Raw genomic sequence first — 15,634 nt, forward strand, 5'->3', positions numbered from 1 at the left:
GTGGCTTTAGCCATGAGAGGTTCAATCCCGAGAAAGAACAAATCTTTCTAGCGTTTGATAGAGGATTTTTGATTCGAGCGTTTACGAACCTTATCTATAACGCGGTGATTCATAATCCGCCGGAGACGAAAATCAGGGTGTATATAGCGGAACAGGCGGAAGCGATAGATGTCATCATAGAAGACGACGGACAGGGGATTGGAGAGGACGAGATTGAGAAGCTATTCACCCGGTACTACAGGGGAACGAGCACGAATGAACGTCACCAGGGCTCCGGACTCGGCATGGCAATTGCCAGGCAGATTATTGAGGCGCACGGAGGTGATATTGAAGTAACGAGCAGAATAGGAGAGGGAACACGAGTCCGTATCCTTTTCTCACGTATAGAAAAAGAACCGCCAGGACGATAAGCTCAGTGTTCTGGCGGTTCTTTTTATGCTGCGCAAGGTGCCTATTTGTTCATATATGGGGTGAGGAACTGCTTGACCATTTCCTGTATTTGCGGCGAGAGTCGGTTGTACATCTCTAACATTTCAGGTGTTATGGTGAAGTCTTTATTGTTCTCGAGAAACTCTTTCGCATTTTTGGACATTGCTTCGAACAGTATCATCTGCTCTTTTTCCGGTAACTGTAATGCCTGTTCAAACATCTGCTTAAACATCTTCATTTGCTCTTCCGTCATTGTTTACCCTCATTTCTTAATATAAGTAGTGCATTCTCTATTATACCTTGGAAATGCAAACGATAAAATTATTGTCGGTATAACATAAAGCTCTTTATTCATTTCGTACTGCGGCTGAATCTGGTTGTTCAGACGCTTCGTATCCTTTTATGTTTTTATAATTCAAAACCAGTACTTCGTCGACTTTGCCGCGTCCGGTTCCTTTCGAGTTAATGTTTCTTCTGGCATGGATGGTGCAGACGTTAAATTCCTGGTAGATATTGCGGATAAAGTCTGTTGAAGAATTCGACAGCATAACGAAGCAGCCGCGGTCGCTCAATTGCCGGTAGACATCCCGCAGGCGGAGCTGGTCGTCCCTTGTGAACCCATCCGTTGCATAGGCGGTAAACGCCGCCGTTTCGCTTACCGGATCGTACGGCGGATCGAAATAGACAAAGTCGCCCGTCTGCGCGTGCTCAAGTACCTGTTCGGAAAAATCCCCCGCGGACATGATGATATCGTTGGAACGTAAATAGCCGGAGATAGCCCGGATGGCGTCTTCCTGTACGATGTCAGGATTCTTATATTTTCCGAATGGCACATTGAAGTATCCCTTCGAATTCACTCTGTGAAGTCCGTTAAAGCACGTCCGATTCAAAAAAATCATGCGCGCCGATTTCTGCGCATCCGAAAGCGAAGAAAATTCCGGAGAGCGATCCCAGGCCCGCACTTCATAGAAATACTCCGATTCATTCCGGTGCTCTCGAAGCTGCTCTATGAGCGCTTCCGGCTGCTCCTTAATCGTGCGATATAGCCGCATCAATTCGGCATTCACATCGTTAATGTATGCCCGTCGGGGTGCGAAGTGAAACAATACCGCACCGCCTCCAAAGAACGGTTCAAAGTATGCATGCTCGTTCAATTCGTAGTCAGCGGGCATATGCGCCGCGATATCGGCAAGCAACTGCCGTTTTCCCCCGGCCCATTTTAACACGGGCCGCAAATCTTCTTTTCTGTACATGCTTCACACCCCGTATTCGTATGCTTCTATTCTACCACGACGAAAAAGCAAACACATATTCCTTTTCATGTGCTGAAGGAAAGCGAAATTAATCCAGAATTAAGGAAGGCTGAAAGGGAGGTTAAGGAAAGGAAACTACAATGAAGATAAATCGACAATACAGATGGGAGAATGAAGATGAGTTCACTTGTGATTGAAACGGATAATCTGACCAAGACATTTAAAGGATTTACACCGGTTGATAGCCTCTCGCTCAATGTAAAGAAGGGGGAGATATACGGCTTTCTCGGACCGAATGGGGCAGGAAAAACGACGACCATCCGGATGCTGCTCGGACTCATTCGTCCAACAAAAGGCGAAGTGCGAATCTTTGATAAGTCGCTTGCCCATCACCGAATCGAAATCGCAAAAAAAGTGGGGTCGCTGGTAGAATCCCCTTCTTACTACGGACATTTGACCGGATATGAGAATCTGGAGATTACGCGCAAATTGCTGAATGCCGATCGCCAAGACATCGACAGGACGCTTGAGATTGTAAGGTTGACGGAATGGAAGCACAAAAAGGTAAAGCATTACTCGCTTGGCATGAAACAGCGGCTCGGCATCGCCCAGGCGCTGCTTGGAAGCCCGGAGTTGCTCATTCTTGATGAGCCAACCAATGGATTGGATCCGGCAGGAATCCATGAGATTCGCGATCTGATTGTGAGTCTTCCCGAGCGTATGGACATGACGGTGCTTGTTTCGAGCCATATTCTGCGGGAAGTTGAGTTAATCGCTGACCGGGTGGGCATTATCAGTCGGGGGAAGCTGCTGTTTGAAGGTGAGCTTGCAAAGCTTCAGGAGCGAAGCGAAGTGAAATTGAAGGTGGAAGTGGAGCGGCCGGATGAAGCGGCACGCTTGCTGTTCCATGCCGGATATCGCGCGCGGAAGAAGGAGCATGCATTATATGTGGAGGCGGACAGAAGTCTTGCAGCAGAAGTAAACAGGCATCTAGTGCTTGCAGGCCACGACGTGTTCCATATAAGCGAAGAGAGAAAGTCACTCGAAGATATTTTTCTTGAGCTGACGAAGGAGGCGGACAGTGTATGAGCCGGATGGCTGTTTTTACGACGGAGCTGTATAAACAGAAGAATGGTGTAATGTGGTGGCTCGTGTTTGGCGGGCCGTTGCTTATCGCCGCCCTCGTTTTCATCGACGTACGGGTTCGTTATGATTACCTTCTCACAAAGAGCGAACAGGCGGATTTAGGCCCCTGGGGAGTTATGTTGGGCGAGCTGGTTTATTTATGGGCGATGTTTATGCCGATAGGAATTACGCTCATTGCCGCGATTGTTCATTATCGGGAATTCAGCGAAAATGCGTGGAAACATTTGCTGAGTCTGCCGGTGACGCGGCGCAGCGTGTATCTATCCAAGTGGCTGCTAATTGTGCTATTCACATACTCCGCTGTCATTGTTCTTATGCTGGCCCTGTTTGCTATAGGCAAGCTGCTCGGATTTAGTGAGCCGTTTCCTTCTGATTTATACGGAGAGTATGTGCTCTATCAGGCTATCGGTGCCCTTGGCATTGTCAGCTTCCAGCATTGGATTAGCTCCCGTTTTCAGAATGTCATGGCGCCCATCGTCATAGGCGTGGGGCTAAGCGTGTGCGCGATTTTCCTCGGTCAATCGGAGGTGCTGAGTTTTTTTCCTCATGCGGTAATTTTATATGCTATACCGTTCGAAGATGTGGCGAATAATCGTCCCGTATGGAGCGGACTGATTGCAGGCCCCTTGCTGTTAGGGCTGGGCATGCTGGAATTTCGCAGGCGGGACATTGTATAGGAGGGAGAGAAAATGATGCGATTGCTTACTTCGGAATTAATGAAGCTGCGCCGTTCTGGCGTTGTCTGGATTGCTGTGCTTGCGCCGCTGTTTCTGGTACTGCAGGGCGTGGCGAATTTTATGCGCTATCGGGACAGTGCATTTGCAAACAGCAGGCGTACGGAATGGGAGATATTATATGAGCAATGCATAATTTTGTATCCTTCATTGCTGCTTCCGCTGGTGATTACGATTCTGATGGCACTCCTGGCGCGGATAGAACATGGACAGAATGGATGGAAGCAACTGCTGGCGTTACCGGTAACACGTGCACAAGTATATGTGTCTAAGTTGATAATAGCCTGCCTGCTTGTTTTTTTAAACTTAAGTGTATTAAGTGCAGGTACACTCTTGGCAGGTCTCGCTGTAGGGGCCGAAGGAGCGGTTCCGTATGGATTGCTTTTGGGTCGGGGTCTGCTCGCATTTATCGCGGTACTGCCGGTGGTGGCGGTGCAATTCGTATTAAGCTTTCGTTTCTCGCATGCTGGCGTGCCGCTGGCGCTTGGGACCGGCCTGGCCGCGCCCACAATCTTTGCAGCGAATTCGGAGCACTTCTGGATATACTATCCATGGACGTATCCGGTAATGACTTACTTTGGACCTTCAATGGAAAAATTTGAACAGGACACGGTTATGTACGGGATAGCGGCTGCTTTGTTTGCACTTTTCCTTTTGCTTGGATTTAGAGAGTTTAGAAAACGGGATATGATGTAGAAAAAATTGAACCAGCCTGTATGAACGTACAGGCTGGTTGGAAGGGAGGAGGGAAGGTTACGCACAATCTCCGCCGGTGCGAAGCGGCTTTGCTGTAATAGGAGGAAGATGAGACTGCCTTCTCCTATTACTATATTCAATTGTGAAGAAATTGTATGGACAAGAACCTGTTTTTCCAGAAAAATTAGCGTCTATTTTTCCGCCTCGTACGCTTTTTTCACCAGATCGAACAGGTAGGCGCTGCCGCCGCGGTCCGGATGCAGTACTTTCATCAAATGACGGTACCGTTTCTTTACTTCTTCGTCTGAGGCGTTCTCGTTTACGCCGAGCAATTGGCGTATATTCTGTGAGTTTGCTGCTTCGGCAGAGAGCGTGCGGCGCGAAGAAGAGGAGCTATCGCTATACATCCGGCTGTAGGCATTTTTATCGCGAAAACGAGGAGCCTGTTCATGCAGCGCTTGCAGTCGTTTTCGGTATCCGGTCAGTGATTCCGACAGCTTCTGCTCATCTTTCGGCAGTTTATTTTCAAAGAAGCGGTATTCAAAATCCTCATACATTAGCTCTTCGTATAAATCCATTAAATCGTTATACTTTATAATCGCATCACGGACTTTGTCAGCCTGCTTATATAATCGCAGTACTTCCAACACGGCCCACTCAGGCATGTCGAATGAGAAGGCGAGCAGTACTTTGCTCTCATGATTTTTTGGCACAGGATGGTCACGCAGGAAATCAAACAGTCTTTCCTGTGCTTTCGGCATTAATTTTCTCCCGACTTCTACCGCAAAATCCAGGCGGATAAGCCCGTCTTCCAAGCGCTGCCGCCAGATGGGAAGCAGATTTTCAACAGCCTGTACCACGCTGATTAAATAGGCATCCGTTACTGTCACGCTTGTTCGCTCCGGATGCTGGCGGAGTTCATGATGTTCTCTACACATAGGTTTCTCCTTGTCTGAATGAAATCGCGAATTTTTCACCTAAGACGATAGCACAAAAAAGATGACAATGAAATACAGTAAGTAATATACCATCTTAAGAAAAAACACTTGCATTTTTTGCCCTTACGCAAAATAATTTATATAGGGAAAGTAGCGTAGAAGCAATGTTTTTTTACGAGAAAAGTTGCGTTAGGTAAAATATTTGGCTGTAAGACAAGATTTGGAAGGAGTCGGAGGTGATTGGATGACTGAGAAGAGACAAACGGCGATTCCTTTATCTGAGCTGGCGCCTGGCGGCAGAGCGAAAGTACTGGAGTTATCCGCTGAAGGACTGGTACGCCGCCGTCTGCTGGACTTAGGAGTTGTACCGCAGACGATCGTGGAAGTCATACTGCGCAGCCCAATCGGAGACCCGACAGCGTACCGGATACGCGGAACGACCATCGGGCTACGCAGGGAAGACGCGAGAAGGATTATGGTTGAACCACTTTGAAATTAAGGAGGAAAACCGATGAAGAGATTGTCCGCGGAGAAGAGAGTGGAACTTCTACAGCGCAAATTCGGGATTGAAGCCTCGGTAGAGCAGAAAGTTGTTGCGCTCGCCGGCAATCCGAATACCGGGAAGAGTACCGTGTTCAACGCGCTGACCGGCCTTAACCAGCATACCGGAAACTGGCCGGGAAAAACGGTAGGGAATGCGCAGGGGACGTTTATGCATAAAGGTCAACCTTTTCTTCTGGTTGATTTGCCGGGAACATATTCGCTGTTGCCGAATTCCGTGGATGAGCAGGTGGCCCGTGATTTTATCTGCTTTGGAAGGCCGGATGTAACGCTCGTCGTCGTAGATGCAACGGCGCTGGAGCGGAATTTGAATCTGGCACTGCAGGTTATGGAAATGACCGATCAGGTCGTACTGTGCGTAAATTTGATGGATGAGGCGAAGCGCAAAGGCATCACGGTAGATATAGAAGGACTTGCGCAAAAACTGGGGGTACCGGTGGTGGCGACGGCTGCGCGTCAGAGACAGGGCCTGAGCGAATTGAAAGATCGACTCTTTGATGTAGCTGCAGGCAAAGTCGTTCCGTCGCCACTCGTCTTGCGATACGACGAAGAAGTAGAGCAGGCGATTTGCGAACTGGAAGTCCAGCTTGCCCCGTTGCTAAAAGGAACGATGAAAGCACGCTGGGTAGCGCTGCGTCTGTTGGACGGAGATAGTACGCTGCTTGAGGATATTGAGAAGTATATGGCGGATGCCGAGTTACCGAAGCACACGCTGGGGAGGGAGGTGTCACCTTCATGGCCGCAAGCATAGAGAGAGAGGATATCCATCGTCTGCATGCCATTGCCCGTCAGGTACGGACGGAATACAAAAAGCCGATGCGGGATGGTATTGTGGAAAAAATTTATCAGCACTCGCAGAGCATTGCGGAAGAAGTTACGAGCAGATCGGAACGTAGGAGAATCGACTGGGACGGCAGGCTGGATGCGATTCTGACATCCCGTTATTTCGGATTTCCCATCATGCTGGCACTGCTGGGAGCGGTGTTCTGGGTAACGATTGCCGGAGCGAATGTGCCTTCCGGTCTGCTGGCGGACGGATTCGGCTGGCTGGAAGGGAAGTTGACGGATCTGTTCATGTGGGCAGGTGCTCCGGCATGGCTGCACGGTATCCTTGTGCTTGGACTATACCGCGGCGTCTCATGGGTTGTCTCAGTTATGCTGCCGCCGATGGCGATTTTCTTCCCGCTGTTTGCGCTGCTTGAAGACTTTGGATATTTGCCGCGTGTAGCGTTCAATTTGGACCGCCTGTTCAAGAAGGCAGGCGGCCACGGGAAGCAGTCGTTGACGATGGCGATGGGCTTCGGCTGTAATGCGGCGGGCATTATTTCCTGCCGGATTATCGAGTCGCCGCGTGAGCGGATGATTGCGATTCTGACGAACAATTTCGTTCCGTGCAACGGGCGGTGGCCGACGTTGATTTTGCTGTCATCGCTGTTCCTGGCCGGTGCGGTCGGCATAGGCGCAAACGTGACGGCGGCGGCTTTGATTGTGGTCGGCATGGTACTGTTCGGCATTATGATGACGCTGTTTGTCTCCTGGGCATTGTCTAAGACAATGCTGCGCGGCGTTCCGTCCCATTTTACGCTGGAGCTTCCGCCATACCGCAAGCCGCAGTTCGGACGCACCATCGTCCGTTCGGTGTATGACAAAACATTGTTTGTTCTGAAGCGTGCGGTCATTACCGCAGCACCTGCCGGTATCGTTATATGGCTTCTCGCTAACATTACGGTCGGCGATCAGCATGTGCTTGACCATATCGCGGGCTGGCTTACCCCGTTTGCTCATGCGATTGGACTGGACGGTTATATTCTGATGGCATTTCTGCTGGGACTTCCGGCAAATGAGATCGTCGTACCTATCTTAATTATGGGGTACATGGCGTCCGGAGCGATGGTGGAACTCGACGATATGAATGCGCTCAAGACATTGTTCTTGGAGCATGGCTGGACGTGGCTGACTGCATTAAATGTGATGCTGTTTTCGCTGCTTCATTATCCGTGCGGCACGACGATTTACACGATTGCTAAAGAGACAAAGAGTGTGAAGTGGACCGTGCTTGCGGCGCTGATTCCGCTGTCGATTGCGGTGGCAGTGTGCTTTATCGTAGCTCAAGTGGTTCGCTATTTTGGCTGGGTGTAAAGCGTTAGATTCAGCTATGTATGCGGCGTAGTAATGTGCGAAGAAAAAGGTGTTTGCCGAGTAGCCGGTAAACACCTTTTTCTTCGATAATAAGTCTAATGCCTTTTAATTACAAACTGGTCCTTAAGCATCGCCCAGTTTTGCGGGAAAGGTTCGCCAAGCACCCAGTAGGCCACTCCGCGTAATCCATAATCCTTCACCTGATTGAACTTCGCCTGCATGCTTTGTTCATTCTCAAACCAGACCACGTGTTTCTTTCCCTTGTCGTCCGTATAGTTGAACCAGGGCGCATGCGCTTTGTTGTCATATTTCACGTCTGCGCCCTTTTTAATTGCCAGATCGGCGGCTTCTTGCGGCGCTATTCTCTTCGCGAAAGGATTTCCCTTTTTATAAGGAAGTGTCCAGTCGTAGCCGTACAGCGGAGCCCCCATTATAATTTTTTGGCGGGGAATAACCGAGACGGCATAGTCGAGTACCTGGCGTACCTGCGGAATCGGAGCCACCGCCATCGGAGGACCGCCGGACCATCCCCATTCGTATGTCATTAAAATAACGAAATCAGCAAGTTCGCCATGTCTTTTGTAATCATGGGCTCCATGCCATGGTCCGGATTGCTCATCACTTGTCTTGGGAGCCAATGCCGTAGAAACGGCATATCCCGCTTTTCGCACCTGGGGAAAAATCGTTTCGAGAAAACCGTTATAAAGCTGACGATCCTTTGGTCGAATGTGTTCAAAGTCGATGTTTAAAGCTTTATAGCCTTTTGCATTCATTGTGTTAATTACATTTTTGATTAATCGCTTGGATACAGCCTTGTCTGTGAAGACACGATGAGCGATATCGGGAGAGAAATTTCCTTCCGCAAAATTCGTCAGCACCATCATTGGAGCCGCACCGGATTTTCGTGCTGCGGCAAGCGCCTTTTCGTCATTAATCGGAATCAGATTTCCGTCAGGTTTTACCCGATAGCTGAAAAAGGCGGCATAGGACAAGCTGTTTTTAGTGTCTTTTACGTCTGCAACGGCCTTGTTTGGTACAATCGGTTCGAGAAATCCGATTGTATCGATCGCCGTTTTTTTGTGGACGGTTTGCAATGGTGTAATTTCTTGAGGTTTACGGTTCGCCGTCTTAATCTGCTGCGTGCGCGGATGAGGATTCACTCCATTTTGCTGCTGTACGCGTGCTTGAGGCTTCGTCTCGTTTTTCGGATTGGCTGCCCCCTGCTTCTGATTGTTTCCGCCTCCGCCGCATCCTGTGAAGACCAGAGAGAGAGCAAGGATGAGGCCTGCTATTTTCTTCATCGTATTAACTCCTTTTTTTCCTATTTTTCCGGTGGCATAGAGAATTTATCCAAGAGACATGTATGCAATTTATGGAGTTTTTGTATGATGATTTAGCTGCTGTATGTAATTGTCTGCCGGTGGATGGGCATATATGTTATAAAAGAAAGCGTAATTTTTCTGAAAAATGATGAATAAGAAAGCGGTATTTTTGTAACGGCTCTTTTATTGCGGCAATGCAGAATACATAGTATAATAACTCCTTGTTTACAAATCGTGATCATTCCGTTATACTAACTTTGGATAAATCGGAAATAATCTTATTTATGCTTGTAGAGCAGGAGGGGAACGAAGTGAAAGGGTATCATAAAATTTTGTACGGATTACTTACATTAAGTCTTATGCTTTCCATATTTCTAACAGGATGCGGGCAGGAAGGTGTCGAGGCGGGAAAAGGGGAAGACGGTAAGGTAGAAGTATATACGACGTTATTTCCTTTATATGACTTCGTACGCGCCATTGGCGGTGATCATGTAAAAGTGAATAGCCTGCTGCCGCCAGGCGCAGAAGCGCACGACTACGAGCCGTCCGCCAAAGATATCGGGAAAGTAAATGAAGCCAGGTTGTTTGTTTATAACGGAGCGGGCTACGAAGCATGGATTGACAATATGACGAAGAATTTGGATTCACAGAAAACGAAGGTAGTGGATGCGAGCCAGGGACTGCAGTTGGTGGAACCGGATGAACATGCCCATGAAGGTGAGCAGGTACATGAAGGAGAGCACAGCCATGAAGAGGAGGCTGCAAACATGGAAGAACACGGGCATGAAGATGAGCATGATCACGGCAAGTACGATCCGCATGTGTGGTTGAATCCTGTACTTGCCAAGCAGCAAGCGGCCAATATCAAAACAGCTCTGACCGAAGTGGACCCTGCGCACAAAGCCGATTATGAAGCGAACTACAATAAGCTGGCACAGCAACTGGATGCGCTGGACAAAGAATACAAAGACGCAGTAGCGAAAGCCAAAAAGAAGGAATTTATCGTCTCACACAAAGCATTTACGTACCTGGCCGGGCATTATGGATTGGAGCAGTTATCCGTCTCTGGACTCTCCCCTTCCCAGGAGCCGACACAGCAGCAGCTAAAACAATTGATTGAAACAGCTAAAGCGCATAATATTAAATATGTAGCGTTTGAAGGACTTGTTGAGAATAAAGTGGCCAAGACGGTGCAGCGTGAAACGGGGGCGGAAGCCGTGACGCTGTATACGCTTGAGAATGTAACAAAAGAACAATTTGATGCGGGCAAAACCTATACAGATATTATGAAAGACAATCTAACTACATTAAAAAAGGTGCTGGAAGTACAGTGAGTGACATCATTTTAGATGTGAAGCATATCTCCTATCGTTACGGGAGCAAGCCTGTGCTTGAAGATGTTTCCTTTCAACTGCACAAGGGTGAAATGATGGGACTTGTCGGACCGAATGGTTCCGGCAAGTCTACTTTGCTTAAAATCATCCTTGGCGCGATCCCGATGCAGGAAGGAAGTGTGGAATGGTTCGGGAAGCCGCTTCGTAAATTCGACCAATGGTCACGTATCGGCTACGTTTCACAAAAAGCGAATAGCTTTAATACAGGCTTTCCGGCGACCGTATTTGAAGTAGTGATGATGGGATTGACAGGAAAGATGGGATTGTTTCGTCGTCCCGGCAAAAGAGAGAAAGAGCGAGTGCAGGAAGCGATCGCGACAGTGGGAATGGGCGAATTCGGGAATCGGAACATCGGCCGCCTATCCGGCGGGCAACAGCAGCGCGTATTTATTGCGCGGGCGCTGGTCAGTGATCCGGACGTGCTGATTTTGGATGAACCGACCGTCGGTGTGGATGCACATTCGGAAGCGCAGTTTTATGAGCTGTTGAGGAAGTTGAATGAGGAGCGTCATATTTCCATGATTCTCGTCTCCCATGATATGGGTGCGGTTAGTACGAAAATGCATTCCATTGCCTGTTTAAATCATAGGCTTCATTTTCACGGGGGAGCGGAAGAGTTTGAGCGGATGCGTCCTGAAATTTTGCTGAGGTCATACGGGCATGACGTTCATGTTCTGCACCATGACCATTAGAAGGGATTTACGTAGTATGATAGAAGCGATTATGAATTATGCGTTCATGCAGCATGCGCTGCTTTCCGGGCTCATTATCGGTTTCGTGGCGCCGCTGATCGGTGTTTTTCTGGTGGTGCGGCGGATGTCGCTGATTGCGGATGCGTTATCGCATATTACACTGTCGGGTGTGGCGGCGGGGCTGCTATTGGCGCAGTATATACCTTTTTTTCAGAATGTAAGTCCGGTTTATGCCGGCATGGTGTTTTCGGTGGGTGGCGCGTTTATGGTGGATAAACTGCGTCAGGCGTACAAGTTCTATCAAGAGCTTGCGATTCCCATTATTCTCTCCACGGGGATCGGGCTTGGTGTTGTGCTGATTAGTCTGGCGAATGGATTTAATGTTGATTTGTTCGGTTATTTGTTCGGCAGCCTGCTGTCAGTGACGGAAGAAGATTTATGGCGCGTCGTGATTGCCAGTCTGCTGGTTATCGCGATCGTATGGCTGTTCTACAAAGAACTATTATATCTGTCGTTTGATGAAGAAGGCGCCCGCATTTCCGGTGTCCCGCGCAACTTGATTAATATCATATTCAGCGTGCTGGTGGCGCTGGTCATTAGCATCGCCATGCAAGTGGTTGGTATTCTGCTCGTTTCCGCACTGATTACGCTTCCGGTTGCAGCCGCGCTGCAGCTGGCAGACAGCTTCCGGCAAACATTTGTGTATGCTATTATTTTTGGAGAAATATCTGTGCTAAGCGGCCTCGTCATTGCATACACATTCGATTTAGCTTCAGGTGGCACGATCGTGCTCATTGCCGTTCTGCTGCTCATGTGTGTATTGGCCGTTAAACGGCTGCGCAACTCTCTGAATTAAAAAAAAGGCGGTGGACACCATGACCTTAGAGCAAGCTTTGCAGGTGCTCAAAGAGCACGGTTATAAGTATACGGGCAAGCGGGAAGAGATGATCCGTATTTTCGCCAAGGAGAAGCGGTATTTATCCGCACGGGACATGCTTGAGTATATGCAGAAGAAATATCCGGCGCTGAGTTTCGATACGGTGTATCGGAACCTAACGCTGTTTACCGATCTGGATATTCTGGAAGTGACTGAGCTTGGCGGAGAGCGGAAGTATCGGTTCCGCTGCTCGACCAGTGATCATCACCACCATCTGATTTGCTTATCCTGTGGGAAAACGCGCCACATCAAGTCGTGCCCGCTGGATGGAATGTTTGGCGAGCCGGAAGGATTTACGATTACCGGGCATAAGTTTGAAATATACGGATACTGCTCACATTGTGAAAAGCGGCAAGTGTGAAACCCCTTGATAGATAAGGGGTTTTTATTTTTTTTTATTGACCACAGAACTCGAAAAAGGTGATTTGAACGCATTTTGACCACCTTTAGTATGCTAAAGCGACTTTTTTGTACTTTGCGGACGGCTCCTTCGCTTATCTTCTAACACTATCATCGTACCCCCTCTATCTCAAAACGGGGCGCCAATCTGCGGCCAAAATTACGCCAAGTGTACGCCATTCCTTACGCTGTTGCACCATCTTTAACTTCAAGATTTTCTATATATTCAACACCTAACTGAAGGATCTGTATTTTAAAGAGAGAAGGATTAGTCTCCTCTATGTTTAAGCTTATGAATCCACGTTTAGCTAAATATGTGTATGCCTGTAGTTCTGTTCGTGATTTAATGTTTATTATTACCTCCTTCCCCTGGCTTCGCACATGCTTTAGGTATATACCTCTCAATACTCCAAGCCTGTATTCCTGAGACTTAATCATCTGAACGCCTCCTTTTTTACCTATATTTTCTATTATTATATTTTAAATAATAATAATTATAAATAACTAATTATTCGACATTTTCTGCATATTGATCGGCTTTTTATATGCCATCTTTTTCAGCTCGTCCTTTTCATCATCGAAATGTATTAGCGATATTCATGGCATGCGGCTAAGCAACCGAATCAAAATTTTGAAGATAAACGGATGTAACAAACGGGCATCTATGCGTTTTCATAATCTAAAGTAGGGGGGATGAACATGACCATTACATGGGACTGGCTTAAACAAAAGAGCTTTCGACTGAATGATCCAAACCTGCACCCGACCGTTGCACAGCGGGCATGGGAAGTCGTATTCGAAGCGTGGAAACGTGGTATCTACGTATTAATTACGCAGGCATACCGTTCGATTGCGGAACAGAATGAATTGTATGCACAAGGCCGAACAAAGCCGGGGAAAATCGTGACGAACGCTAAAGGCGGTACCAGCTACCATAACTATGGACTGGCCGTTGACATGGCGCTCTATACTCCGGATGGGAAAAGCGTTGTGTGGGATACGGATACAGACTTCAATGAAAATCAAAAGAAAGATTGGATGGAAGTAGTGGCGCTTTTCAAAGCCAGAGGATTCAAGTGGGGAGGCGACTTTAAGTCGTTTAAGGACATGCCTCACTTTGAAATGACTTTTGGTTTTTCTATTGCGCAGCTGAAGGCTGGAGAGCGCCCGTCGCGCCCGTCTATGACCGTGCAGGTTCCGGAACCAATCATCATCGATAAGAAGGAGGAGAAATACACGATTCCAACAGCAAAGGCAGACAGAATCCTTGCTATTCTGCAGGCGCAGTGGCAGGAGAAGGACGGACAAATCAAACAGTATCAGGTGATGTGGCAGGCGGAGAACGCAAAGCCGGACAAGTGTCCCCAGAAGCTTGATGAATTCCATCAAGCAGCTGATGCACTGCGCAAAGAGCAACGGGAACTAGCCGAGCTGGCCGACGAGATTCGGAAGGCATCCGGACGGAAGGCGGTGAATGGATAATAGAACTTACAAATAGAATGTTGTTACTCTGATTGTCACCTTAGTTAGGAGCCATAAAATTAACGCTTTAGCGGTATGAGGGAAAAGAGAGAAGAGAACGAGACAATGATTTCAATGGGGAAAAAGGCGAACGTATTATGAAGGAACTCGAACAAAAATGACCCTGCTACCCTGCTCTGGGCGGCAGGCTTTATTTTTGAGTTAGATGACATATGATTACATTATTAGTATTTTCACTATTTAAAACATTTAAGTCGTAGAATTTGTCAATAAAATGTTCAGATAAGGAAAAAAATCCCGATATATATGTGTATGTAATAAATCCTATTCTGATCAACCATTTTATGAAAGGATGCTGTTAAAAGGGGGGCTATCATTGTTACAGTTATTTAAAAAGAGTACAAACGATCTTAAAAATCTTATTGACCAAATTAAACGAAATGAAAAAATGTTGCAATTACCGTAAAGGCTAATAGCGATGTTGCAACAATACTGCAAATGACTAAGCTAACAATATATGATTTATCCGCAATTCAACTATTGCAACCATATGTGAAAGAAAATATTGATAAGATTGTCCAAAATTTTTATTCTAATCTAGCCTTTGAATCCAGCTTAATGAAAATCATTCAAGAGAACAGTACAATCGAACGTCTAAAGAAGACGCTTAGTCAGCATCTAGTGAATCTTTTTTCTGGAAAGATTGACGAAGACTTTGTAAAACAGCGACATATTATCGCACATGTACATGTGCGGATTGGACTGCAACCGAAGTGGTATATGCTTGCATTTGCGGACTTGACCAACAGCTTAAATGAGATTGTTCTTGCAAACACGACGAGTAAAGAAGAATATGCAGTGTTCTCCAACGCCGTAAGTAAGATTCTGTCCTTGGAACAGGTTATCGTGTTGGAGGCCGATGACAAGGAAAATGAACGAGTCAAGCAAGAAGCTCAAAAGGCAAAAGGGGAAGTTCAGAAGGAAGTACGTGAGACAGCAGAGGAGCTTGCTGCCATTGCGGAACAGGCAAGGGCTTTCTTGCAACAGGTTTCAGCACAATCCGTGCAAGTAGTATCCTTTGCACAGGCTGGCTCTATGTCTGCACAAGAAACGGAGCAACAATCCTTAGATGCGCAACAACGTCTGAATGAGCAGATGGAAGCAATGAAAAAGATTGAAATATGTATGAATGAAGTCAATGAACAGATTGAAACGCTCAAAGTAACATCTGCAAAAATTCAAGATGTTACTGGAATCGTTTCTTCCATTGCTGATCAAACCAATCTTTTAGCTCTGAATGCCGCCATTGAAGCAGCACGGGCTGGAGAATATGGAAGAGGATTTGCTGTTGTTGCCGATGAAGTCAGAAAACTTGCAGAACAAACGAAAAGCAGTTTAGATAATGTAAGTACACTCATTTCTGAAACGAACAAGGGAATCGCAGGAGTCAACCAATCCGTAGCCCAGGCTAATATTTTGGTATCCAATGGAGTGGAGGGGATCAACCAGCTA

18 protein-coding genes and 1 pseudogene are annotated in these 15,634 nt (G+C 47.3%); 14 read left to right on the plus strand and 5 right to left on the minus strand.

The genetic code is table 11. The features are described 5' to 3' along the window. The coding region (locus ADA01nite_RS19625; protein ID WP_146812127.1) for a sensor histidine kinase at nt 1-410 on the plus strand (410 nt) is incomplete at its 5' end. A 41-nt stretch (nt 411-451) separates the two neighbouring features. Here the strand turns inward: ADA01nite_RS19625 and ADA01nite_RS19630 are convergent. Together ADA01nite_RS19630 and ADA01nite_RS19635 are read right to left on the minus strand one after the other, a co-directional pair. Continuing rightward, nucleotides 452-682, minus strand: coding sequence for a hypothetical protein (locus ADA01nite_RS19630; RefSeq protein WP_146812128.1), 231 nt, complete (start codon nt 680-682; stop codon nt 452-454). 94 nt (nt 683-776) lie between these two features. Next, nucleotides 777-1,682 carry a DNA adenine methylase gene (locus tag ADA01nite_RS19635; RefSeq protein WP_146812129.1) on the minus strand — a complete coding sequence of 302 codons (906 nt, stop codon included), beginning with the start codon at nt 1,680-1,682 and terminating at the stop codon, nt 777-779. Nucleotides 1,683-1,859: 177 nt separating this feature from the next. Here ADA01nite_RS19635 and ADA01nite_RS19640 point away from each other — a divergent pair, with 177 nt between their 5' ends. From ADA01nite_RS19640 to ADA01nite_RS19650, 3 genes are read left to right on the plus strand one after another with little or no spacing between them, the layout of a single operon-like run. Next, nucleotides 1,860-2,771: an ABC transporter ATP-binding protein gene (locus ADA01nite_RS19640; protein ID WP_146812130.1), complete on the plus strand. Its 912-nt coding sequence runs from the start codon at nt 1,860-1,862 to the stop codon at nt 2,769-2,771. Beyond that, entirely contained in the window at nt 2,768-3,505 is a 738-nt protein-coding gene (locus ADA01nite_RS19645) for an ABC transporter permease (protein ID WP_146812131.1), read from the plus strand. Before ADA01nite_RS19640 ends, ADA01nite_RS19645 begins: the two co-directional genes overlap by 4 nt. A 12-nt stretch (nt 3,506-3,517) precedes the next feature. After that, a complete protein-coding gene (locus ADA01nite_RS19650; protein WP_146812132.1) occupies nt 3,518-4,258 on the plus strand; it encodes an ABC transporter permease in 741 nt (246 codons plus the stop codon). 191 nt (nt 4,259-4,449) lie between these two features. Here ADA01nite_RS19650 and ADA01nite_RS19655 read toward each other — a convergent pair whose 3' ends face one another. Then, on the minus strand, nt 4,450-5,196 hold the full coding sequence (locus ADA01nite_RS19655; protein WP_146812133.1) for a J domain-containing protein: 747 nt from the start codon (nt 5,194-5,196) through the stop codon (nt 4,450-4,452). A 244-nt stretch (nt 5,197-5,440) separates the two neighbouring features. Between ADA01nite_RS19655 and ADA01nite_RS19660 the strand changes: the two genes are divergently transcribed. The 3 genes from ADA01nite_RS19660 to ADA01nite_RS19670 are packed head-to-tail and all read left to right on the plus strand — an operon-like array spanning nt 5,441 to nt 7,896. Continuing rightward, a complete protein-coding gene (locus tag ADA01nite_RS19660) occupies nt 5,441-5,689 on the plus strand; it encodes a FeoA family protein (RefSeq protein WP_146812134.1) in 249 nt (82 codons plus the stop codon). Nucleotides 5,690-5,707: 18 nt separating this feature from the next. After that, on the plus strand, nt 5,708-6,508 hold the full coding sequence (locus ADA01nite_RS19665; RefSeq protein ID WP_146812135.1) for a FeoB small GTPase domain-containing protein: 801 nt from the start codon (nt 5,708-5,710) through the stop codon (nt 6,506-6,508). Continuing rightward, nucleotides 6,493-7,896 (plus strand): nucleoside recognition domain-containing protein, encoded by a 1,404-nt coding sequence (locus tag ADA01nite_RS19670; protein ID WP_146812136.1) that lies wholly within the window; start codon nt 6,493-6,495, stop codon nt 7,894-7,896. The genes ADA01nite_RS19665 and ADA01nite_RS19670 overlap by 16 nt, the downstream gene beginning before the upstream one ends. 95 nt (nt 7,897-7,991) lie before the next feature. Here the strand turns inward: ADA01nite_RS19670 and ADA01nite_RS19675 are convergent, their stop codons facing one another. After that, a complete protein-coding gene (locus ADA01nite_RS19675; protein WP_146812137.1) occupies nt 7,992-9,197 on the minus strand; it encodes a glycosyl hydrolase family 18 protein in 1,206 nt (401 codons plus the stop codon). Between the two features lie 332 nt (nt 9,198-9,529). Between ADA01nite_RS19675 and ADA01nite_RS19680 the strand changes: the two genes are divergently transcribed. The 4 genes from ADA01nite_RS19680 to ADA01nite_RS19695 are packed head-to-tail and all read left to right on the plus strand — an operon-like array spanning nt 9,530 to nt 12,602. Next, the gene (locus tag ADA01nite_RS19680; RefSeq protein WP_246147429.1) at nt 9,530-10,552 is read left to right on the plus strand and encodes a metal ABC transporter substrate-binding protein; all 1,023 of its coding nucleotides are present in this window, start codon (nt 9,530-9,532) and stop codon (nt 10,550-10,552) included. Further along, entirely contained in the window at nt 10,549-11,304 is a 756-nt protein-coding gene (locus ADA01nite_RS19685; protein ID WP_146812138.1) for a metal ABC transporter ATP-binding protein, read from the plus strand. Before ADA01nite_RS19680 ends, ADA01nite_RS19685 begins: the two co-directional genes overlap by 4 nt. Before the next feature lie 16 nt (nt 11,305-11,320). After that, on the plus strand, nt 11,321-12,160 hold the full coding sequence (locus tag ADA01nite_RS19690; RefSeq protein ID WP_146812139.1) for a metal ABC transporter permease: 840 nt from the start codon (nt 11,321-11,323) through the stop codon (nt 12,158-12,160). 19 nt (nt 12,161-12,179) lie between these two features. Then, entirely contained in the window at nt 12,180-12,602 is a 423-nt protein-coding gene (locus tag ADA01nite_RS19695) for a Fur family transcriptional regulator (protein ID WP_146812140.1), read from the plus strand. A 221-nt stretch (nt 12,603-12,823) separates the two neighbouring features. Here ADA01nite_RS19695 and ADA01nite_RS19700 read toward each other — a convergent pair whose 3' ends face one another. Further along, the gene (locus tag ADA01nite_RS19700) at nt 12,824-13,078 is read right to left on the minus strand and encodes a hypothetical protein (protein ID WP_146812141.1); all 255 of its coding nucleotides are present in this window, start codon (nt 13,076-13,078) and stop codon (nt 12,824-12,826) included. 261 nt (nt 13,079-13,339) lie between these two features. On the opposite strand from ADA01nite_RS19700, the gene ADA01nite_RS22895 reads away from it, so the two are divergent. The 3 genes and pseudogenes from ADA01nite_RS22895 to ADA01nite_RS23170 all read left to right on the plus strand — a co-directional run. Continuing rightward, a complete protein-coding gene (locus ADA01nite_RS22895) occupies nt 13,340-14,122 on the plus strand; it encodes a M15 family metallopeptidase (RefSeq protein ID WP_281286049.1) in 783 nt (260 codons plus the stop codon). Between the two features lie 456 nt (nt 14,123-14,578). Further along, a pseudogene (locus ADA01nite_RS23165) lies at nt 14,579-15,040 on the plus strand (protoglobin domain-containing protein); the annotation flags it as partial. Between the two features lie 267 nt (nt 15,041-15,307). Then, nucleotides 15,308-15,634, plus strand: a 327-nt coding sequence (locus ADA01nite_RS23170) for a methyl-accepting chemotaxis protein (protein WP_371863586.1), incomplete at its 3' end; no start/stop codon positions are given.

The organism is Aneurinibacillus danicus, from assembly GCF_007991215.1.
In the GTDB taxonomy this organism is placed as follows: Bacteria; Bacillota; Bacilli; order Aneurinibacillales; family Aneurinibacillaceae; genus Aneurinibacillus; species Aneurinibacillus danicus.